This window comes from Nonomuraea sp. bgisy101, from assembly GCF_057708945.1.
Window position 1 is genome coordinate 59,198 of sequence record NZ_JBYITD010000020.1, and the last position, 19,613, is coordinate 78,810.

16 protein-coding genes and 1 pseudogene are annotated in these 19,613 nt (G+C 71.5%); 11 read left to right on the forward strand and 6 right to left on the reverse strand.

The annotated features are described in order from the left end of the window. The first annotated feature begins 1 nt into the window (after position 1). From AC3EO4_RS32765 to AC3EO4_RS32775, 3 genes are read left to right on the forward strand one after another with little or no spacing between them, the layout of a single operon-like run. Entirely contained in the window at positions 2–1,423 is a 1,422-nt protein-coding gene (locus AC3EO4_RS32765; RefSeq protein WP_379569739.1) for an aldehyde dehydrogenase family protein, read from the forward strand. Beyond that, positions 1,416–1,589, forward strand: a complete 174-nt coding sequence (locus tag AC3EO4_RS32770; RefSeq protein WP_379569645.1) for a hypothetical protein — start codon at positions 1,416–1,418, stop codon at positions 1,587–1,589. The genes AC3EO4_RS32765 and AC3EO4_RS32770 overlap by 8 nt, the downstream gene beginning before the upstream one ends. Next, positions 1,586–2,431, forward strand: coding sequence for an aldehyde dehydrogenase family protein (locus tag AC3EO4_RS32775; protein WP_379569643.1), 846 nt, complete (start codon positions 1,586–1,588; stop codon positions 2,429–2,431). Before AC3EO4_RS32770 ends, AC3EO4_RS32775 begins: the two co-directional genes overlap by 4 nt. Positions 2,432–2,678: 247 nt before the next feature. On the opposite strand, the gene AC3EO4_RS32780 is transcribed toward AC3EO4_RS32775, so the two are convergent. Beyond that, positions 2,679–4,994, reverse strand: a complete 2,316-nt coding sequence (locus tag AC3EO4_RS32780) for a M28 family peptidase (RefSeq protein ID WP_379569641.1) — start codon at positions 4,992–4,994, stop codon at positions 2,679–2,681. A gap of 130 nt (positions 4,995–5,124) precedes the next feature. On the opposite strand from AC3EO4_RS32780, the gene AC3EO4_RS32785 reads away from it, so the two are divergent. After that, positions 5,125–5,619, forward strand: a complete 495-nt coding sequence (locus tag AC3EO4_RS32785) for an NUDIX hydrolase (RefSeq protein WP_431899250.1) — start codon at positions 5,125–5,127, stop codon at positions 5,617–5,619. A 71-nt stretch (positions 5,620–5,690) separates the two neighbouring features. Here the strand turns inward: AC3EO4_RS32785 and AC3EO4_RS32790 are convergent, their stop codons facing one another. Beyond that, positions 5,691–6,860, reverse strand: a complete 1,170-nt coding sequence (locus tag AC3EO4_RS32790; protein WP_379569637.1) for an SMI1/KNR4 family protein — start codon at positions 6,858–6,860, stop codon at positions 5,691–5,693. Between the two features lie 182 nt (positions 6,861–7,042). Here AC3EO4_RS32790 and AC3EO4_RS32795 point away from each other — a divergent pair, with 182 nt between their 5' ends. The 3 genes and pseudogenes from AC3EO4_RS32795 (at position 7,043) to AC3EO4_RS32805 (ending at position 9,769) form a co-directional block, all read left to right on the forward strand. Next, a complete protein-coding gene (locus tag AC3EO4_RS32795; RefSeq protein ID WP_379569636.1) occupies positions 7,043–7,894 on the forward strand; it encodes an SPFH domain-containing protein in 852 nt (283 codons plus the stop codon). Then, a pseudogene (locus AC3EO4_RS32800) lies at positions 7,887–8,087 on the forward strand (type II toxin-antitoxin system antitoxin); the annotation flags it as partial. The gene AC3EO4_RS32795 and the pseudogene AC3EO4_RS32800, both read left to right, overlap by 8 nt. Before the next feature lie 116 nt (positions 8,088–8,203). Beyond that, positions 8,204–9,769, forward strand: a complete 1,566-nt coding sequence (locus tag AC3EO4_RS32805) for an amidase (protein WP_431899251.1) — start codon at positions 8,204–8,206, stop codon at positions 9,767–9,769. Positions 9,770–10,076: 307 nt separating this feature from the next. Here AC3EO4_RS32805 and AC3EO4_RS32810 read toward each other — a convergent pair whose 3' ends face one another. Continuing rightward, a complete protein-coding gene (locus AC3EO4_RS32810; protein ID WP_379569632.1) occupies positions 10,077–12,989 on the reverse strand; it encodes an ATP-dependent RNA helicase in 2,913 nt (970 codons plus the stop codon). After that, positions 12,989–13,309, reverse strand: a complete 321-nt coding sequence (locus tag AC3EO4_RS32815; RefSeq protein WP_431899253.1) for an ArsR/SmtB family transcription factor — start codon at positions 13,307–13,309, stop codon at positions 12,989–12,991. Before AC3EO4_RS32815 ends, AC3EO4_RS32810 begins: the two co-directional genes overlap by 1 nt. A gap of 64 nt (positions 13,310–13,373) precedes the next feature. Here AC3EO4_RS32815 and AC3EO4_RS32820 point away from each other — a divergent pair, with 64 nt between their 5' ends. Both AC3EO4_RS32820 and AC3EO4_RS32825 read left to right on the forward strand, forming a co-directional pair. Then, positions 13,374–14,516: an MFS transporter gene (locus tag AC3EO4_RS32820; protein WP_431899255.1), complete on the forward strand. Its 1,143-nt coding sequence runs from the start codon at positions 13,374–13,376 to the stop codon at positions 14,514–14,516. A gap of 47 nt (positions 14,517–14,563) precedes the next feature. Further along, positions 14,564–14,950: a hypothetical protein gene (locus AC3EO4_RS32825; protein WP_431899256.1), complete on the forward strand. Its 387-nt coding sequence runs from the start codon at positions 14,564–14,566 to the stop codon at positions 14,948–14,950. On the opposite strand, the gene AC3EO4_RS32830 is transcribed toward AC3EO4_RS32825, so the two are convergent. Together AC3EO4_RS32830 and AC3EO4_RS32835 are read right to left on the reverse strand one after the other, a co-directional pair. Next, complete coding sequence (locus AC3EO4_RS32830; RefSeq protein ID WP_379569624.1) at positions 14,927–15,751, reverse strand: undecaprenyl-diphosphate phosphatase; 825 nt, start codon at positions 15,749–15,751, stop codon at positions 14,927–14,929. The two genes, AC3EO4_RS32825 and AC3EO4_RS32830, sit on opposite strands and share 24 nt — an antisense overlap. A gap of 118 nt (positions 15,752–15,869) precedes the next feature. Further along, a complete protein-coding gene (locus AC3EO4_RS32835) occupies positions 15,870–16,763 on the reverse strand; it encodes a MurR/RpiR family transcriptional regulator (protein ID WP_431899258.1) in 894 nt (297 codons plus the stop codon). A gap of 100 nt (positions 16,764–16,863) precedes the next feature. Between AC3EO4_RS32835 and AC3EO4_RS32840 the strand changes: the two genes are divergently transcribed. Together AC3EO4_RS32840 and AC3EO4_RS32845 are read left to right on the forward strand one after the other, a co-directional pair. Continuing rightward, positions 16,864–17,985 carry a C45 family autoproteolytic acyltransferase/hydrolase gene (locus AC3EO4_RS32840; protein ID WP_379569620.1) on the forward strand — a complete coding sequence of 374 codons (1,122 nt, stop codon included), beginning with the start codon at positions 16,864–16,866 and terminating at the stop codon, positions 17,983–17,985. Then, a complete protein-coding gene (locus AC3EO4_RS32845; RefSeq protein WP_431899260.1) occupies positions 17,982–19,601 on the forward strand; it encodes an ABC transporter substrate-binding protein in 1,620 nt (539 codons plus the stop codon). The genes AC3EO4_RS32840 and AC3EO4_RS32845 overlap by 4 nt, the downstream gene beginning before the upstream one ends. The last annotated feature ends 12 nt before the right edge of the window (positions 19,602–19,613 follow it).

Here is a 19,613-nt window from a genome sequence, read left to right on the forward strand (position 1 = left end):
GATGGTGTTCGAGTACGCCCCCGCACCCGAGTCGCGTGACGTCGTCGACATCAAGGCGTCGTACGGGCTGTTCATCAACGGCGAGTTCGTGGACGGCACAGGGCCCGCGTTCAAGACGGTCAACCCGGCCACCGAGGAGACGCTGGCCGAGATCGCCTCGGCCTCCTCTGACGACGTGGACCGGGCGGTGCAGGCGGCCCGCAAGGCGTTCGGCGTCTGGTCGTCACTGCCGGGCTCCGAGCGCGCCAAGTACCTCTTCAGGATCGCCAGGATCATCCAGGAGCGGGCGCGGGAACTGGCCGTCCTGGAGTCGCTGGACAACGGCAAGCCGATCCGCGAGTCGCGGGACGTCGACGTGCCGCTCGTCGCCGCGCACTTCTTCTACTACGCGGGCTGGGCCGACAAGCTCGCCTACGCCGGCTTCGGCGACCGTCCGCTGGGCGTGGCGGGTCAGGTCATCCCGTGGAACTTCCCGCTGCTGATGCTGGCCTGGAAGATCGCCCCCGCCCTGGCGTGCGGCAACACGGTGGTGCTCAAGCCCGCCGAGACCACGCCGCTGAGCGCGCTGCTGTTCGCCGAGATCTGCCAGCAGGCCGAGCTGCCGCCCGGCGTCGTCAACATCGTCACCGGCGCGGGCGAGACCGGCGCCGCCGTCGTCGCGCACCCCGACGTCAACAAGGTCGCCTTCACCGGGTCCACCGAAGTGGGCAGGATCATCGCCCGTACGGTGGCCGGCACGTCGAAGAAGCTCACGCTGGAGCTCGGCGGCAAGGCCGCCAACATCGTCTTCGACGACGCCGCGATCGACCAGGCGGTCGAAGGCATCGTCAACGGCATCTTCTTCAACCAGGGACACGTGTGCTGCGCGGGATCGCGGCTCCTGGTGCAGGAGTCGGTCCAGGACGAACTGCTCGACTCGCTCAAGCGCCGGCTGTCCACGCTCCGCCTCGGCGACCCGCTGGACAAGAACACCGACATCGGGGCGATCAACTCCGCCGAGCAGCTCGCCAAGATCAAGGAACTGTCGCAGGCGGGGGAGGCGGAGGGCGCCGAACGCTGGTCGCCCGTCTGCCCGCTGCCCGACAAGGGCTTCTGGTTCCCTCCGACGATCTTCACGGGGGTGGCGCAGTCGCACCGCGTGGCCCGCGAGGAGATCTTCGGCCCCGTGCTGTCGGTGCTGACGTTCCGCACCCCGGCCGAAGCCGTCGAGAAGGCCAACAACACGCCCTACGGCCTGTCCGCCGGCGTGTGGACGGAGAAGGGGTCGCGCATCCTGTGGATGGCCGACCGGCTGCGGGCCGGCGTCGTCTGGGCCAACACCTTCAACAAGTTCGACCCGACCTCGCCCTTCGGCGGCTACAAGGAGTCGGGGTACGGCCGTGAAGGCGGTCTCGCGGGTCTGGAGGCCTACCTTGATGTGTGATCATCGCCTGCGGCGCAGGCGGGCCAGGCGCGCCCACGCCACCCGCGGCCACGCCTACGCCCGCGCGGGCCGCCCCGTGCGGACCGGCTGGTTCGCCCACCGCTGCGGAGTCAGCCGCTGCGGTCAGATCTTCGTTCCCGTACGGCCGGCGGAGGAGAAGCGATGAGCAGGCTGACTGTTCGCAAGACCTACAAGCTGTTCATCGGCGGGGCGTTCCCGCGCTCCGAGAGCGGAAGGTCGTACGTCGTGACGTCCCCGAAGGGCGACTTCCTGGCCAACGCGTCCAGGGCCTCGCGCAAGGACGCGCGCGACGCCGTGACGGCCGCGCGCAAGGCGTTCCCCGGATGGTCGTCGGCCACGCCGTACAACAGGGGGCAGATCCTCTACCGCGTCGCCGAGATGCTGGAAGGCCGCCGCGCCCAGTTCGCCGAGGAGATCGGCGGCGGGAAGAAGGCGGCGCTCGAGCAGGTGGACGCGGCCATCGACCGGCTCGTCTGGTACGCGGGCTGGTCCGACAAGATCGCCTCGGTGCGGGGGTCGGCCAACCCCGTGGCAGGGCCGTACTTCAACCTGTCCTCGCCCGAGCCGACCGGAGTGGTCGCGGTGATCGCGCCCGCTGACCCGCTGCTCGGGCTCGTCTCCGTCGTCGCACCGGTCATCGTCACGGGCAACACGTGCGTGGTCGTGGCGTCGGAACGGTCACCGCTGGCCTCTATCACGCTGGCCGAGGTGCTGGCCACCTCCGACCTGCCCGGCGGGGTGGTCAACGTCCTCACGGGGCACCAGGCCGAGATCGCGCCGTGGCTGGCGGCCCACATGGACGTCAACGGGCTCGACCTGACCGGGGTGACGGACACGGACCTGGCGCTACGCTGCGAGCAGGAGGCGGCCGAGAACCTCAAGCGCGTGCTCAGGCCCGCTGAGGGCGACTGGGGCGCGGACCCGGGAATCGGCCGGATGACGGCCTTCCTGGAGACCAAGACGGTCTGGCATCCGGCGGGCGTCTAAGGGACGGCACGCCCGCCGCCACCCGACGCACGGCCTTGGGCCGGGTGGCGGCAGACGCCGCCGGTCAAGGGCACCTGGTGCCCGGCCACGAGAAACAGCCGTCGTGAGATGAGCTCGTTCAGCCAGTCGCCGTGGGCCGAGCCGCCACTGATCCACGTCTTTCAGCGGTGCCGTGTAGGTCACTGTGACAACGAACATGCCTGAATTGCGGCAGGTGAGGCCGGGGAAGATCGCAGGGCGGCCGGGGTCACAGGGTGAAGGTGCGGGTGATCGCGATGAGGTCGCCGTCTTCGCGGGTGGCCGCCACCAGGCCCGGCGGCCGGGGGGTGAAGCCGGGCACCGCGGCCAGGCCGTCCGTCTCGGCGATCGCGGTGAGGCGGACCCGGCCCGCGCCCGGCACCCGTACCGTGATCAGCGCGCCCTTGGCGGGAATGCCGCGGAAGCGGATCTCGGCCGGCCAGGTGTTGACCCGCGTGCCCGAGACGGGGACGGTCACCGCGTCCATCTCGGCGGCCGACGCCGTCACCTCCGTGATCGGCTGATCGAGTCGCAGCGTGACCGAGCGCGCGCCCCGCCCGGCGGTCACGCGCAGCCTGAACGTGTCCCCGCGGCGTGCGAGCACGGAGACTCTGGGGCCGTCGGCCTGGACCGCCGGTGCGGCGCCGGTCCACAGCGTGCCCCGCGCGTATCCCTCGGGCAGCGCCGTGACGTCGCGTCCGGACACGTACCGCCTGGTCCACTCGCCGGGATCGGTGTCGGCGCTGACCCACCGCGCGTCGCGGGTGTCGGCGTCCATGACGTACGCCAGATGGGTGCGCCGCGGATGCTCGGCGTCGAACCGGTCCGTCACCAGTCCCGCGCCGGTCAGCACCACCGCGAGTCCCGCGGCCGCCAGGGGCACGGTGGCCATGATGCCGCGGCCCGGCCCGCGGTCGGGTCCGGGCAGGAACAGCTCCACGACCGGCAGCGCCGTCAGCCCGAACAGCGCCAGCACGAACCCCGGCGCGCCGCCGAGCGCGAGCCCCATCCCGTCGAAGGCGTTCCCCGCCAGGGCGGGCAGCAGCATCGCGGCCGTCGCCGTGCCCAGCGTCGTCGCGGCGACCCGCCCCCACACGGGCCCGGGAAGCAGGAGAGCGGCCAGCCCGCCGAGCGCGCAGGACAGCGCGGGCAGCGCGAACATGTAGGACGCCCCAGGCGCGGCCTGGGCGCACAGCACGCCGAGCCCGGCCGGCCATACCAGCGCGCCGACGGCCAGCGCCGCGGGCCCGAGCCTGCGCCGCAGCGGCAGGTACCAGCTCAGCAGCGCCAGACCTGACAGGGCCACGATGGCCGCCTGGAACCCCTGCGGGCGGTGCAGCAGCCCGCCCATCCCGTCGTACTCGGGCCGCCAGGCCACCAGCAGCTCCCACAGCGCCTGCGCCAGGACCACCGACACCACGAGCGGCACGACGGCCGAGACGGCTGCGGCGAGCAGGCGGGGAACGCCGGCCAGCCGCATCCGGCGCGCGAGCAGCGCCAGCCCCGCCACCGCGAGTACGGCGAGCACAGCCAGCGGCCAGACGAGCCCGCCAGGGTAGGTGACCATGGTCCCGAAGACCCTGAAGTAGGTGACGTCGTGGTCGGAGGCCAGCGCGGGCAGATCGGCGTCGCCCAGGGCTCGGGTGAGCGCCAGCATGTTCTCGCCGTGGTGCTGCAGGCTGCCGCGGTCGAGGTTCGCGATGGAGTCGCCGGCGGTGTGGTAGTGCGAGGAGCCCTCGATGTAGGCGAAGTTCAAGCCGGTGAACCCGGCCTTGGTCAGCGGGGTGAAGTCGGTGTTGTTCGGCAGCAGCCGGTACAGCTCGCCCATCGAGGAGTCGCCGCGCGGACGCGGCACGCCGTTCACGAACGCTTCGACCAGCCCCGCGTTGTTCCTCGAGGTCTGGAACATCAGCGAGGGGCCGCCGACCCCGCGGGCCTCCCAGTTCAGCAGCACGCCGCCCTTGCGGCCCAGCGGGTGCTCCCGGACGAACGCCTCGGCGCCCAGCACGCCGTCCTCCTCGCCGTCCGACATCAGCAGGACCACGTCGTTACGCAGCCCGCCGCCCGCCCGCAGCGCCCGCACGGTCTCCACCATCGCCGCGACCGCCGCGCCGTCGTCCGAGGCGCCCGGTCCCATGGCCGCGGAGTCGTAGTGCGCGGCGATCAGCACGGTGCCCGTCGAGTCCGTGCCGGGCAGGGTGGCCACGATGTTGTCCACCTGGCCGAACGTCGCCAGGCCCGTCGACGACCACGCCCCGACGGAACGCTGGATCCCGACCTCGAGTCCCGCCGCGCGCAGTTGCCCAGCCAGGTAGTCCCTGGCCCGGTCGCCTGCGGGACTGCCGAGGGGGCGCGGCACGGCGGCGAAGCTCTCGAGGTGGGCGAGCGCCCGTTCGGCGCTGAACTCCCCGCCCGGCGCGGAGGCGGGGCGCGGCTGCGCCGTGCTGTCCGTCATCGCGGTCAATATGATCACTCCGGCCAGCGCGAGCAGGGCTGACATCCCCGCCAGCACGCGGCGTGGGACGTCGAAGAACTTTCCCGTCATGGGCAGGAACGTTAGGTTCCGTCGCCTGGCCGCCGTAATGATGCGCATACCCGGATAGACCTGTGGTTTTCCACAGGTTCGGGCCTTCGCTTCGCCTCACCTGTCGACGCCGCTTCGGTAGGGTTTCGGCGTGCCGAGATTAGAGCTGCGCCGGTCGGTCAGGGCCATCCTGGTCGATGAGGATGACCACGTACTCCTTTGCTGCCACGATCTGACGTCCAGGGGCGGGCCCGTCGTGTGGGCGATGCCGGGCGGCGGGGTGGAACCCGGTGAGTCCGATCTCACGGCTCTTCGGCGCGAACTGGACGAGGAAGTCGGTCTCGCTCTGCGCGACGATCCCCTCCACGTGTGGCATCAGGAGGTACGGGGCCCGGACTACGCGGACGGGCATGACGGCGTGATCAATGATTACTTCCTGATCCGGACGCCGCGCTTCGCGCCCCGCGGGTCGTGGACGGACCGGCAACTGGCCGCAGAGAACATCACCCGCTTCCGGTGGTGGACGGTCGCCGACATCGCGGCCCACGGCGGTGAAGAGGTCTTCTCGCCGCGCGCCCTCGCCGACAGGCTCCGGTCGCTCCTGACGGACGGCCTCCTCGCCGAACCGATCCCCATGGGCCTCTGACCCCGGCCACCCTCTTCGGGGATCTTCGATCGTGCGGGATCCTGAGGAGCCGGCGTGCCTGATCAGAGCCGTCACCCGCGTCGCATGGCGAGGATCTCTCGCCCTCGCTCCGGCGTGATCAGCCGAGCTACCTGGGGGTCGGCCAGCAGGGCGATGGGGGCGAGATGGTCGTCGCTTCGCGGACGCCACATCGAGAGGGCGTCTCGTAGGCGCGGCCAGGCATCGTCCCGGACGGGGTCGGCGGTCGCGGCGCGCACCGCGGCGTCGAACTCCGTGCCGCCGAACCGAACCTGGAAGCCCAGCGCGCTCGCCTGCCGCCGGTAGTCGGCGATCAGTCGCTGGACAGGTTCGGGCCCGTGCTCCGCCAACCTGGCGAGAGTGGAACGGGAACGGCACCCATCGTCGATGCGCTCGTGCTCGGCGAAGAGGACAGGCAGGACCTCGGCCAAGAGGAGGGGAGCGTCGAGGTGCCGGCTAGGAGCGTCGCCACGCCTCAATGCCGACTCGATCCGTTCACCTGCGTCGGTGGAGCCCAGCATGACCGCCATCTGGAACAGCAGGACCTCGGCGCGGTCGCGGCCGAATCGCGCGGCCTCCTCCAGCACCGCTAGCGGCCCGTCGACCTCACCCGCCAGGCTCGACCGGCGGGCTTGCTCGATTCTCGCGTCCCACTCACGCTGGGTCTGACACTGCGGGCGGTCCAGCGCGTGGAAGCCGGCATGAAGGTCGTACATCAGCTCGTAGAAGGAGACGTGCCGTTCCGGGCCCGTGGCCCTCCATGAGAACAGCTCGTAGGCGGCCCATTCTCCGTGCTCATCCACGTCTTCCGGGTCGAGGAACAGGATGCCCGCGTCCGCCTCCAGCGAGATCAGCAAGGCCCGCCGCAGCATGGCAAGCTCGCCGCTTTCGTCCTCCTCTCCGTAGACGTCCTCGAAGATCTCGGCCCACATCGGGTCCAGGTCACGCAGCCACCCGAGCTCGTCTGCGCCGCGGAGCCGGTTGACGAACGAGCCGGCGTCCCGCCAGCCATCGGTCACCAGGAGGAACTCACGCAACGACGGCGGCAGCCTGCGGCCCAGCCGCGCCTCGGCCGCGGCCACCTGCGCGGCGGAGGCAGGCGGGAAGCCCAGCCAACCGTCGATGACCGGCTCCTCGAACGCCGAGCGTGGCTCCACGTCGTGGACCGCGAGCCACTCCTCACTCCAGCGCTTCAAGAACGGCTTCCAGACGTCATGGTTCACGGGGCACTCCTGCACATCGGTCATGTCGCGCTCATCCCAGCAGAGACCACCGACATTCAGCGATCGCTCGAGGAAGAGGCCCGGGTCGAGGCCAGACGACCGCCGCGGGCTGCTTGGGGGTGCGCGCCGCGCTGCCGGGTGAGCTATCGTGGTGATATCACTTCGATACCAGGAGGATGTGGATGGAGAGAAGAGCTTTCCGGCTGAACGGTTTCCTCGTCCTCGCCGTGCTGATCGTGCTGGGCGCCCTGGCCGCCGTCGTCGGCCTGGGAAGGGGCGAGGCCATGACGGCCGTCCTCGCGATCGCGTGGTCCGTGGTGGCGGTCGTCGTCCTGACCGGCTTCACCGTGATCAACCCCAACGAGGCCAAGGTCGTCCAGTTCCTCGGACGCTACGTGGGCTCGATCGCCGACGCGGGGTTCCAGTGGGTCCTGCCGTTCACCAGCAAGCGTAAGATCACACTCAGGGTGCGCAACTTCGAGACGGCCAAGCTCAAGGTCAACGACGCCGACGGCAACCCGGTGGAGATCGCCGCGGTGGTCGTCTACAAGGTCGTGGAGACGGCGAGGGCGACGTTCTCCGTCGACGACTACGAGGAGTACGTCGCGATCCAGTCGGAGGCCGCGGTGCGGCACCTGGCCACCACGCACCCGTACGACTCGCACGAGCCCGACCGGACCAGCCTGCGTGAGGGCGCGGAGGTGGCCACCGAGCTGACGACGGAGCTGCGGGACCGGACGGAGCTGGCGGGCGTCGAAGTGCTGGAGGCCCGCATCACCCACCTCGCCTACGCCCCCGAGATCGCGCAGGCCATGCTCGTACGGCAGCAGGCCGCCCAGGTCGTCGCGGCGCGCACGCGCATCGTCGAGGGCGCGGTCGGGATGGTCCAGCTCGCGCTCGACCGGCTGGCCGCCGAGGGCGTGGTCGACCTGGACGAGGAGCGCAAGGCGCAGATGGTGTCCAACCTCCTGGTCGTGCTCTGCGGCGACCGGGCGACCCAGCCGGTGGTGAACACCGGCAGCCTGTATGCCTGACACGGACGACGAGCAGGGTCCGACGACGCGGGGCGCACGAGCGTCCGAGCGGAAGAAGCTCCTGCTCCGGCTCGATCCAGCGGTCCACGAGGCGATCGCCAAGTGGGCCGCGGACGACCTGCGGAGCGTCAACGCGCAGATCGAGTACGCGCTGCGCCTGGCGCTGAGGCAGGCGGGCAGGGAGCCCCGGTCGTGACCCCGCCGGCCCTGCGGCTCCGCCGTCCCCCGTGAGCCCCCATCGGGACCGTGACGGATAGTAGCCGGACGCCGCCTCTGGTGGACGCCTTCCGCTGAGGACAGAATCGGTTCATGGTGTGGGCAGGCAGGTCCGCGATCGAGATCGCGGCGGCCGTACGCCAGGGGGAGGCATCGGCCATCGCGGTCGTCGAGGAGCATCTCCGCGCGATCGCCGAACGGGATGTCGAGGTCGGCGCGTTCAGGATCGTCAGGGAGCAGGCGGTCGACGAGGCGCGCGCCGTACAGAAGAGGGCGGATCTGGACGCGCTGCCGCTGGCGGGCGTGCCCGTCGCGGTGAAGGACAACCTGGCGGTCGAGGGCGAGTGCTCGCGCAACGGGTCGAGGGCGACGTCGGCGGCGCTCGCGCAGGGGGACCACCCGGCGGTGGCGCGGCTGCGGGCGGCCGGCGCGGTCGTGGTCGGGCTGACGAACGTGCCCGAGCTGTGCCTGGTCGGGATGGGTGACAGCGCGTTCGGGACGGTCAGGAACCCGCACGACCCCGCGCGCACGGCAGGCGGTTCGTCGAGCGGGAGCGCGGCGGCGGTGGCCGCGGGCATGGTGCCCGTCTCGCTCGGGAACGACGGGCTCGGCTCGCTCAGGATCCCGGCCGCCGGCTGCGGGGTGTTCACGCTCAAGCCCGGCCCCGGGGTGGTGCCGCCGCCCACGCGTGACTGGCGGGGAATGTCGGAGAACGGGCCGCTGGCACGCTCGGCCGCCGACCTGGCGCTCGCGCTGTCGGTGCTGGCGGGCGAGCCGGGCCTCGCCACCGCATGGAGGGAATGGCCGCCCGCGTTACCCGAGGACGACGATGAGGACTCCGAGGACGACGACTGGCTGCTCAGACCGCCCCGCGCCCTCGCGCCGGTACGGCCCGGCCTGCGCGTCGCCTACGCGCCGCAGCCGTTGCCGCCGGGGTTCGGCATGGACGCGGAGTTCGCCCAGGCGACCGTCGCCGCCGCCGAACGGCTGCGCGAAGCCGGTCACACCGTCGTCGAACACCCGGAGCGGCTGCCCGCCGAACTCGGGCCGTCGGCCGTCGCGACGTGGCTGGCGTGCGCGGCCGACGAGGCCGCCCACCTGGACAGGGGGCTCATGGAGCGCCGCACCCGCGCCCTGGCCCGCGCGGGCCGCGTGCTGGGCAGGTTCGGCCTTGACGGCCGCAGGGTCCGCGAGCGCTGGCGCGACTACGGCGCCGACCAGTGGTTCGGCAACGCCGACGTGCTACTCACCCCGACCCTGGCCACGCTCCCGCCGCCCGCGGACCGCTGGGGCTCGCGCGGGCTGCTGCGCAACGTCCTGGTCAACGTCCGCAGCGGCCCCGCCACCGCCCCGTGGAACCTGGCGGGCTGGCCCGCCCTGTCGCTGCCTTACGGCAGCCATTCCAGCGGACTGCCCATCGGCCTCCAGCTGGTCGCCCCGCCCGGCGGCGAGCCCTACCTGCTGCTGCTCGCCGCCCACCTCACCACCCATTCCGTCCCCTCCACCCCGCCGGCTCCGACCCCTCCTGCCCCGTCTGCTCCTTCCATCTCCGCCACGCCCAACCCGTCCATCCCTTCCAACCCGTCCATCCCTTCCAGTCCGTCCATCCCTTCCAGTCCGTACGGCAAGCCCGGCCAAGCCCACCGCGGTCACCGGTGACCGCCCGTCCACCACGCGTGCTCCAGCAGGACTCCGGCCGCCGCCGTAACGTCGCCCCCAACCTGCACCTGCCAGAACCGACGGGTCGCTGCCTGTCTGCGGTCGATCGGCCGGTTGTCGGGTGATCCTGGGTCGATCGGTGGGTTGTCGGGTGGCTCCGGGTCGACCGGGCGGTTGTCGGGTGACCTGGGCCGACCGGCGGGTTGTCGGGTGGCTCCGTCCGACCACGGTCCCGTCCGGACCCAGCGCGCGGTTGTTTCGGGGCGTGATGATCGGCCCAGCTAACGCGCCGTTCCCGGTGTTGGGGTCAGCGGGGTTTGGCGCGGCGGGTGGGGGTCGCGGTGAGCGGGTCCTCCGGCCACGGGTGCTTGGGATAGCGGCCGCGCAGTTCGGCGCGGACGGCGCGGTAGCCGTCCCGCCAGAAGGAGGCCAGGTCGGAGGTGACGGCGGCGGGCCGTCCCGCCGGAGACAGCAGGTGGATCAGCAGCGGGACGCCGGACACGCGCGGCGCCTCCTGCCACCCGAACAGTTCCTGCAGTTTGACGGCCAGCACCGGCTGCTCGCCCGAGTAGTCGACGCGGATCCTGGAGCCGCTGGGTACCTCGATGTGCGAGGGCGCGTCGTCGTCCAGGCGGCGGCTCCACGGGACCAGCCGTTTGAGCGCGGCGGCCACGTCGAGCCGTTCGAGGTCGGCGCGGCGGCGCGCGCGGGAGAGCTCGGGTTCGAGCCACTGGTCGGCGAGGTCGATCAGGTCGTCCATCGACGGCCACGGGTCGCCGATGGCGCGATGGCAGAACGCCATCCTGTCCCTGACGGCGACCGCTTCCCTGGTCCAGGTGAGGACGTTCTCCGTGCGCAGGCCGTGCAGGAGGGCCGGTCGGACGTCGGCGTCCTTCAGCGGGCTGACGGACAACTCGATGGCGCCGAGCCGTTCCACGACGCGGGCGGAGACGTCGCCGCGGCGCCAGCCCACCTCCTCCTGTACGGTCACCGGCACGACCCGCCTGGCGATGCTCTCGTCGATCACGACGGCCTGTCTGATCCTGGCGGAGGCGGCGCCGGTGGGACGGTCGGCGACGGCGATGGCCAGCCATTCGGCGGTGCCGAGCCTTGAACCTTCCGGGAGTTGGGCCCTGGTGCCCGAGGCCATGAGGTAGCCGCCGCCGCTCCTGCGGGCCACCCGCTCGGGGAAGGCCATGGCGACCGCCAGGCCCGCCGCCTCGTCGTCGGGGCCCTGGATCCTGGCGTTGGTGAGGCGTTTGACCTCGCGGGCCCATCGGGGGTCGCGGTCGCGGGCGGCCTTCCTCCAGACGTCGACGAGGTCGTCACCGGCGTCCCGGGGGAGTTGGTCGGACAGGAGCGCCACCACCTCGGCGGCGCGCGGGCCCGCGTCGAGGAGGGCCCTGGCCAGGCGCGGGTGCACCCCCGCCGCGGCCATCCGCCGCCCTCTGTCGGTCACCCGAACCCGCCGCACCACCCCACCCGCCGGGCTTCCGCCTGCCGGCCTTGTCCCTGCCGGAGTCCCGCCTGTCGGCCTCGTCCCTTCCGGAGTGCCGTCTGCCGGAGTGCCGCCTGCTGGCCTCGTCCCTCCCGGAGTCCCGCCTGCTGGGCGCTCACCCGCTGGCAGTTCGCTCTCGGGCAGTTCGCTCGCCGGGGTTTCTCCCGGCCTCCCGTTCCGCTGAATCCGGTCACGCCGCTGAACCCGATCACGCGACGGGCCGCCTCCGCCTCCGCCGTCTTCGACGCCGCTGTCCGAGGGAATGCCGCCGTCTTCGATGCCGCTGTCCGGGGCGATGCCGCTGTCCGGGGGGATTCCGCTGTCCGAGGCGCTGCCGCTGCCCAGGGGGTCCTTTTCGATGCCGCCGTTCTCTCGAGGGGCGGCCTCGAGACGGGCGGCGTCGGACGGGCCGGCGGCCGGGTGGCCGTTCTGCGGCGGCCGGTCACCCCCGCGCCCGTCGTCGACGATGTCATCCGAAGGCGGCCGGTCACCCCCGCGCCCGTCGTCGAGGACGTCGTCTGAGGGCGGCCACGCGCCGGCATCCTCGTCGAGTGGTTCGACGGCGCCGAGGCTGCGGAGAGTGCGGGTCGCGGCGGCCATCGCGGCGGCCGGTGGGCGATCGAGCAGGGCGAGGTCGGAGGCGTCGGGTGAACCCCAGCACGCCGCCTGCAACGCGAACCCTGTCAGGTCGGCCAGGAGGATCTCCGGCGGCGCCTGCGGCGCTAGCCGTGCGTGGGTGGCCTCGGTCCAGCACCGGTAGACGGTGCCAGGCCCTTCGCGTCCGGCGCGTCCTGCCCGCTGGTCGGCGGAGGCGCGGGAGACGTGGACGGTGGTCAGCGAGCCGAGTCCTCGGGCGTGGTCGGTCCGCGGTTCCCTGGCCAGCCCGGAGTCCACGACCACCCGCACGCCCGGCACGGTCAGGCTGGACTCGGCGACGGACGTGGCCAGCACGACGCGCCTGGTCGAGGCTGGTCTGAGGACCGCGTCCTGGACGTGGGCGGGCGCCTGGCCGTGCACCTGGAGGACGTCGAAGGACGTGTCGAGCATCCCGGCCACCCGGGAGATCTCACCGACGCCGGGCAGGAAGCACAGCACGTCTCCTTCCCGCTCGGCCAGCGCCCGCCGTACGACGTGGGCCACGTGGGCCAGCAGTGCGGGGTCGACGCGCAGGCCGTGCGGTGGCGCGACGGGCCGCGGCGGCGGCGCCCAGACGATCTCGAGGGGGTGGGCGACGCCGGAGGCGGAGATCACGGGAGCGTCGCCGAGCAGCCGCGACCATGGCGTGGTGTCGGCGGTGGCGGAGGCGGCGAGCAGGCGCAGGTCGGGTCGGAGCGTCTCGCGGACGTCGAGCAGGAAGGCGAGGGCGGTGTCGGCGTCGAGGTGCCGTTCGTGGCACTCGTCGATCATGACGACGTCGACGCCCGGCAGTTCCTGGTCGCGTTGGAGCCGCTGCAGCAGTACACCGGTGGTGACCACCTCGACGCCGGGGCGGCGGCCCTCGCGGTGCTCGCCGCGGATGGTGTAGGCGACGTCCATCCGGCGCGCCGCGGCCCGCACGGCGAGCCTGCGCGGCTCGGCGACCAGCACCCGCAGGCCCGTCTCCGCGAGCGCGAGCGGCACGACCGTGGTCTTGCCCGTGCCGGGCGGCGCGGTCAGTACGGCGCGGCCGTCGTCGTCGAGCGCCCGCAGCAGGGCGGGCAGCGCGGCGTGGACCGGCAGCATCAGCGCACCGCGCCGAGCACCGCGCCGAGCACCGAGTCGAGCAGGCCGGGAAAGCGCTGGTCGAGGTCGGCCTTACGCAGCGTCATGAACTTCTTCCTGCCCTCTTGCCGGGTGGAGACGACTCCCGACTCGCGCAGGACCCGGTAGTGGTGGGACATCGTCGACTTGTGCAGTCCGATCGACTCGCCGACGCCGCTGCACGTCAGCTCCGCCTCGGCGGCCAGCTGGGTGATGACGTCGAGCCGCGCGGGGTCGGCGAGCGCGTGCAGTACCTCGGTGAGCCGGATGTCTTCGGTCGCCGGTTGAGGTAGCAAGCGCATGGCATCACCCTGCCCTCGGTTTGAAAGTTTGACAACAATCCAACTATAGGCGAACTTGGTCCCCATGACCCACAAGCTGTACGCGCTTGCCCTGGGGAACTTCTCCGTGGGCACCGGCATGTTCGTCACCGCGGGCCTGGTCCTGCCCATCGCCCACGACCTGGCCATCTCCCCCTCAGCGGCGGGTCAGCTGATGACCGTGTTCGCGCTTGCCTACGCGATCCTCTCTCCGATCCTGGCCGCGCTCACCGCCCGGCTGTCGAAGAAGCGGCTGCTGCTCATCGGCCTCGGCGTGCTGGCGGCGGGCAACGCGCTGACGGCGCTCGTGCCCACGTTCGCCCTCATGCTGGGCACCAGGGTGATCGCCGCCGCGGGAGCGGCCATGGTGACCCCGGTCGCCTCCGCGGTGGCGACCGCGCTGTTCGAGCCGGAACGGCGGGGCCGCGCGCTGTCGGTGGTGATGGGCGGCCTGACGGTGGCCTCGGCGGTGGGCGTGCCGCTCGGGACATGGATGGGCGGCGCCGCGGGATGGCGCGCGGCGGTGTGGATGGTGGTGGTGCTCGCCGCCATCGGGTTCGCGGCCGTCGCGCTCGTGGTGCCCGAGGTGCACCTGCCCGCCTCGACCAGGATCAGGGACCGTTTCACCCCGCTCGCCGACAGGGCGGTGCTGGCCGTCCTGCTGACCCAGTTGCTGATCTTCGCTGCCGCCTTCACCGCCTACACCTACATCGGCTCGCTGTTCGACCTGCCGTTGGCGGCGGTGCTGTGGGCGTGGGGCATCGGCGGCGTGGTCGGCAACGCAGTCGGCGGGCGTCTCACCGACGCCTACGGCCCGCGCAGGATGGTCTTCATCGGCATCGCGGGGGCGACCGTGCTGCTCGGCCTCATCCCCGTGGCGAACCTCAACCTCGGCGTCGCGCTGGTGTGGGCGTTCACGTGGGGCGCGCTCGGCTGGCTGGTCGGTCCCTCGCAGCAGTTCAGGACGGTGGCCGCGGTGCCGGGCAATGTGCCCGTCGGTCTCGGGCTGCTGGCCTCCAGCCAGTACCTGGGGCTGTTCGTGGCGGGCATCGCCGGAGGCGTCGCCCTCGACCTGTACGGCAGGGCGGGTGTGACCGTGCTGGCGACCGCGCTGGGCGCGGTGACCCTGCTGTTCACGCTGGCCACCTACCGGCCGGTCAGAGTCGCGGAGTCCGCGGTCGCGGCATAGACCAAAGGCGAATGCCTTGGTGGAAGGCGGCTCGCCAGAATGGGGCCATGACCGATCCCCGTGACGAGCCCGCCCCGTTCGCCCCGGTCGTGCTGCTGACCACGCTGTCGGCGGTGGCGGTGGCGGCGCTCCAGTACGTCGTGGCCGAGCGGCTCAATCTCAAGATGCTGCTGCTCGGGCCGGTCGCGCTGGTGGCATTCGAGGTCGTCGTCCACGAGGTGTGGTGGCGGCGCTGGTGGGGCGCCGTTCCCGGGGCTGTCGTGGGGGCGGCCGTCTACTTCGAGGGGCGCCAGATGGTGTGGGAGCCCGTGGCGTACGTCGCGGGGTGGGCGCTGTTCGCGGTGATCTTCTGCCTGGCCGGCCGTGTCGCGCTGGGGGATCCGCGGGGCCGGGAGGCCGGCCCCGCGGGGTCAGGCGGGGATCAAGCCGAATGACACGGCGGCGATGACGAAGACGCCCAGCAGGATCCGGTAGACGACGAACCCGGTGAAGCGGTGCGTGCTGATGTACTTCAGGAACCAGGCCACCGCCGCGTAGCCCACGACGAACGAGATGACCGTGGCCAGGATGGTCGGCCCCCAGTCGGGCGCCTTCCCGTCCCCGATCTCGAACAGCTCGAGCACGCCTGACGACAGCACCGCGGGGATCGCCAGCAGGAAGGAGTACTTCGCCGCCTCCTCCCGCCGGTAGTCGAGCAGCAGGCCCGCCGTGATCGTGCCGCCCGACCTCGACACTCCGGGGATCAGCGCGAGCGACTGCGCGAAGCCGTAGATCAGGGCGTGGGTGAACGACAGGTGCTTCTCCAGCGTCAGCTTGGTGCGCGCCGTGCGGTCGGCGAACCACAGGATGACGCCGAAGACGATCAGGGTCGTGCCGATCAGGCGCAGGTCGCGGAAGACGGTCTCGATCTGGTCCTTGAACGTCACGCCGAGGACGGCGATGGGGATCGTGCCCACGATGACGTACCAGCCCATCCGCGCGGGGAACGCCGAGCGGAGGGAGGGCGTCCACAGGGAGCGGGTCCAGGTGGAGATGATCTCCCAGAGCTCCTTGCGGAAGTAGATGAGCACCGCGGTCTCGGTGCCGAGCTGGATGACCGCGGTGAAGGCCGCCCCCGGGTCCTCCCAGCCGAAGAAGGCCGAGACGACCCTGATGTGCGCGCTCGAGGAGATCGGCAGGAATTCCGTGAGCCCTTGGAGCAGCCCGAGGACCACCGCTTCGAACCAGCCGATCACGAGACGCACCTTCCGTTGGGTATCGAGGTGTTGGCCAAACGATCCTGAGTTTGGCACGTGATCGGCATGGTCGTGTCATGGGCCGGTGTGTCGCCTTGCCGGAGGACCTGCCGGATGATCAGCCCGTGGGGGTGACCCTCCTCGGGCCGAGGAGCTGTTCGCGTAGGCCGGTCAGCTGGTGGGAGTAGGCCACCGAACGGTTCTCGTCGAGGGAGTCGATGGCCAGCAGCAGGGCGTCGGCGACGATGATGCCGGTCAGCGGCTCGGCGGTGATGCCGGTCGGGGTGTGGGGCGCGGAGAGGACCGCCTCCACCTTGCCCTCGAATGCGGCGCCCAGCTCGTCGGAGACCAGGACCACTCCCGCGCCGACCGCGCGGGCCCGGTCGATCAGCACGTCTATCTCCTTCAGCCGCCTGCCGGGCTGGAAGATCACCACGGCGTCGCCGTGGCTCAGCCAGAGCAGCTCGTCGGCCAGGACGAAGCCGGTGGCGGTGATGGCGCGGGCGCGGTGTCCCCTGCGGCCGAGCTTGAGCGCGAGGTGGCGGGCGGCGGGCTCGGAGGCGCCCGCGCCGTAGACGAGCACGGAGCCCGCCGCGGCGACGACCGAGACCGCGCGGGTGAACGCCTCCTGGTCGAACAGCCGCTTGCAGTGCTCGATCCGTTCGAAGGCCTCGTCGAAGACCCTCGTCCAGATGTCGGACAGGTCGTGGCCGACGTGGCTGATGCGCTGCTGCAGCCGTACGTCGGGGGCGACGGAGGAGGTGAACTCGGTGGCCAGCGCCCGCTTGAGCCCTGGCAGGCCGCCGAAGCCGAGCCGCTGCATGGTCCTGATCACGGTGGCGTTGCTGGTGCCCGTGGCCGTGCCCAGCTCCTGAGCGCTGGCGAACAGGATCTGCTCGGGCGCCGCGGAGACCAGGAACTGGCACACCGCGCGCTCGGCGGGCGACAGCTCGTCCCACACCTGTTTGACGACCGCTCTGAGCTGCTCGATCGGACTCAGTGAATTTTCCATTACGGCTATTGACTCCCACGGAACGAGTTTGGAAATCTGCGTTACAGAGTTCCCCGGGCCCTGAAACATAGATTACAGGGCTAGGTTCCAAGGAGCACCATTGAGCCTCATCTCCCTGCCTCTCGTCGAGATCTCGGGCCCGCCGCGAGAACGCGGCCGCCAGTACGGCGAGCAGGCCCGCGAGCTGATCGAGCGCGCGCTGACCTACTACCGGGAGGCGTTCGCCCACTCGAGCGGCCTGCGCTGGGACCAGGTCACCCAGCGAGCGACCCGCTGGGTCGCGCCCTCCACAGCCTTCGCGCCAGAGCTGGTCGAGGAGATGGAGGGCATCGCCGAGGGCGCAGGCGTCGGCTTCCTCGACATCCTGGCGCTCAACGCGCGCGGCGAGATCATCTACGACAGCACGTTCGGCACGATGGAGCCCGACGGCTGCACCTCCTTCGCGCTGCTGCAGGAAGCCTCGGGCGACGGTCACGTCTACGCGGGCCAGAACTGGGACTGGCGCCACGGCGTCGCCGACACCGTCATGGTGCTCAGGGTGGTCCAGCCCGGCAAACCGACGGTCATCATGCACGTCGAAGCGGGTCAGGTCGGGCGGCAGGGGGCCAACTCGGCAGGCATCGCGCTCAACGCCAACGGGCTCGGCGGCAGGTTCGACGACGCGGTCGGCGTGCCCCAGACGCTCATCAGGCGGCGCGTCCTGGACAGCCCCAACCTCAACGCCGCGCTCGAGGCGCTCACCAAGTCCCGCGCCCACATCGCCAGCAACGCGCTCGTCACCCACCGCGACGGGTTCGCCATCGACCTGGAGACCACGCCGGGCCCGGTGGGCTGGATGTACCCGACCGACGGGCTGCTCGTCCACGGCAACCACTACCAGGCGTTCGTGCCGCCGCAACTGGCCGCCACCTACCGGCCGGGCTCCGCCGACTCCCTGTTCAGGGTGCCGCGCGCGGAGGCGGGGCTGCGCGCCGTACGGCACGCCTCTGGCGGCGACGAGACCCGCAAGCTGATCCGCACCGCCATGTCCGACCACCTCGGTCACCCCGAGTCGCTGTGCACCCACCCCGACCAGGACCAGCCCGCCGTCAAACGGTGGGCCACCCTCCTGTCGAGCTGCGTCGACCTCACCACGGGCGACTACCTGATCGCTGCCGGCACGCCCTGCGACCACGAATACGAACGCGTGCCCTGGAACCTCTACGACGGAGACACGCAATGAAGAAGAAGACCCTGACCCCGGTGGTCCTGGTAGGCCTGCTCGGGGTGAGCGCCGCGTGCGGCGCCCCCGCGGCCACCACGAAGGCGCCAGACGTGGCCAAGCTGACGCTGGTCGACAGCACGCCCAAGGCGACGGGCGCGCTGGAGAAGGCGACCTGGCTGCTCGGCGAGGAGCCGGGCACGCTCGACCTCGACGGCGACGGCGGCACGCCCAACCGTACGATCATGTCGAACGTCTGCGAGCGGCTCATGCAGACCCAGCCCGACATGACGATCAAGCCGTGGCTGGCCGAGAAGGCCGACCAGGTCGACCCCACGACGCTGGTGTTCACGATCAGGAAGGGCGTCACCTTCCACGACGGCAGCCCGCTGACCGCCGACGACGTGGTGTGGAGCCTCCAGCGCCACGCGGGCGACGGCATGAACGAGTCCGACGAGTTCGAGGACGTCGCCGCGGTCACCAAGGAGGGCGACGACCAGGTCAAGGTCACCTTCAAGAAGGCCAACGCGCTGTTCATCCAGGCGATGGCGGGCGACGCGGGCATCGTGCTCAACAAGAAGGTCGTCGAGAGGCTCGGCAAGGACTACGGCACGCCGGGCCACCCTGACGCCTGCTCCGGGCCCTACGAGCTGGGCGAGTGGAGGTCGGGCACGGAGATCACGATCGACCGCCACGAGGGCTACTGGAACAAGGACGTCAAGCCGCTGACCAAGGCCGTCACGTTCAGGTGGGCGGACGACAGCGCCATGGTCAACAGCCTCACCACCGGAGCGGCCGACGGCGCCTACCTGGCCGAGACGGGCCCCGCGGTGGCGCTGGCCGGGAACCCGGCCGTCAGCGTCGCCTACGGGCCGACGACCAGGGTGTTCGTACTGCTGCCCACCGACAGGGGTGTGCTGAAGGACCCGAGGATCCGCAGGGCGCTCTCGCTGGCCGTCGACAGGGCGGGCATCGCGAAGTCGGGCTTCGCGGGGCTGGCCAGGCCGTGGAAGGTACCCGTGGGCGCGGGCGCGTGGTCGTACGAGAGGCAGACCTTCCAGAGCGCCTACGACCGGCTCGAGGGCGCGCCCGACGCGCCCGACGTGGAGGCGGCGAAGAAGCTCGTGCAGGAGGCGGGCTCGCCGCGGACACCGATCGTGATCGCCTCCGACGGCGACCAGGCCAGGTCGGTGATCGCCAACGCGGTCGTCGACGCGGCCACGAAGATCGGGCTGAAGGCGGAGATCAAGACGATCCCGAGCTCCGAGTACGGCACCTTCTACACCGACAAGGCGAAGCGGGCCCAGGTCGACCTCGTGCCCGACGACTGGTACATCACCAAGAGCGACCCCGTCGGTTTCTACGACAACGCCCTCAGCGGGTCGTCGAACAACTGGGTCGGGTTCAGCTCGCCCGAGTACGACGCGCTGGTGGCCAAGGCGCTGGAGACGACCGACGCCGCGGCCAGGGCCGGGCACGTGATCGAGCTGCAGCGGCGCTTCACCGCCGACATGGTGTGGATCTCGCTGGTCGAAGTGCCGTCCACGGTGGTGCTCGGCGGCAAGGTGACGGGACCGCCCGCCTCCATGACGTACTTCGGCTACCCGTGGGCCGCCGACCTGGGCGCGAAGGGCTGACATGGCGACGCG

Excerpts from the sequence above, each read along its gene's own strand:
- AC3EO4_RS32765 (WP_379569739.1), top strand. The coding sequence starts at position 2 with ATGGTGTTCGAGTACGCCCCCGCACCCGAGTCGCGTGACGTCGTCGAC.
- AC3EO4_RS32770 (WP_379569645.1), top strand. The coding sequence starts at position 1,416 with ATGTGTGATCATCGCCTGCGGCGCAGGCGGGCCAGGCGCGCCCACGCC.
- AC3EO4_RS32775 (WP_379569643.1), top strand. The coding sequence starts at position 1,586 with ATGAGCAGGCTGACTGTTCGCAAGACCTACAAGCTGTTCATCGGCGGG.
- AC3EO4_RS32780 (WP_379569641.1), bottom strand. The coding sequence starts at position 4,994 with ATGACGGGAAAGTTCTTCGACGTCCCACGCCGCGTGCTGGCGGGGATG.
- AC3EO4_RS32795 (WP_379569636.1), top strand. The coding sequence starts at position 7,043 with ATGGAGAGAAGAGCTTTCCGGCTGAACGGTTTCCTCGTCCTCGCCGTG.
- AC3EO4_RS32805 (WP_431899251.1), top strand. The coding sequence starts at position 8,204 with ATGGTGTGGGCAGGCAGGTCCGCGATCGAGATCGCGGCGGCCGTACGC.
- AC3EO4_RS32810 (WP_379569632.1), bottom strand. The coding sequence starts at position 12,989 with ATGCTGCCGGTCCACGCCGCGCTGCCCGCCCTGCTGCGGGCGCTCGAC.
- AC3EO4_RS32815 (WP_431899253.1), bottom strand. The coding sequence starts at position 13,309 with ATGCGCTTGCTACCTCAACCGGCGACCGAAGACATCCGGCTCACCGAG.
- AC3EO4_RS32820 (WP_431899255.1), top strand. The coding sequence starts at position 13,374 with ATGACCCACAAGCTGTACGCGCTTGCCCTGGGGAACTTCTCCGTGGGC.
- AC3EO4_RS32825 (WP_431899256.1), top strand. The coding sequence starts at position 14,564 with ATGACCGATCCCCGTGACGAGCCCGCCCCGTTCGCCCCGGTCGTGCTG.
- AC3EO4_RS32835 (WP_431899258.1), bottom strand. The coding sequence starts at position 16,763 with ATGGAAAATTCACTGAGTCCGATCGAGCAGCTCAGAGCGGTCGTCAAA.
- AC3EO4_RS32845 (WP_431899260.1), top strand. The coding sequence starts at position 17,982 with ATGAAGAAGAAGACCCTGACCCCGGTGGTCCTGGTAGGCCTGCTCGGG.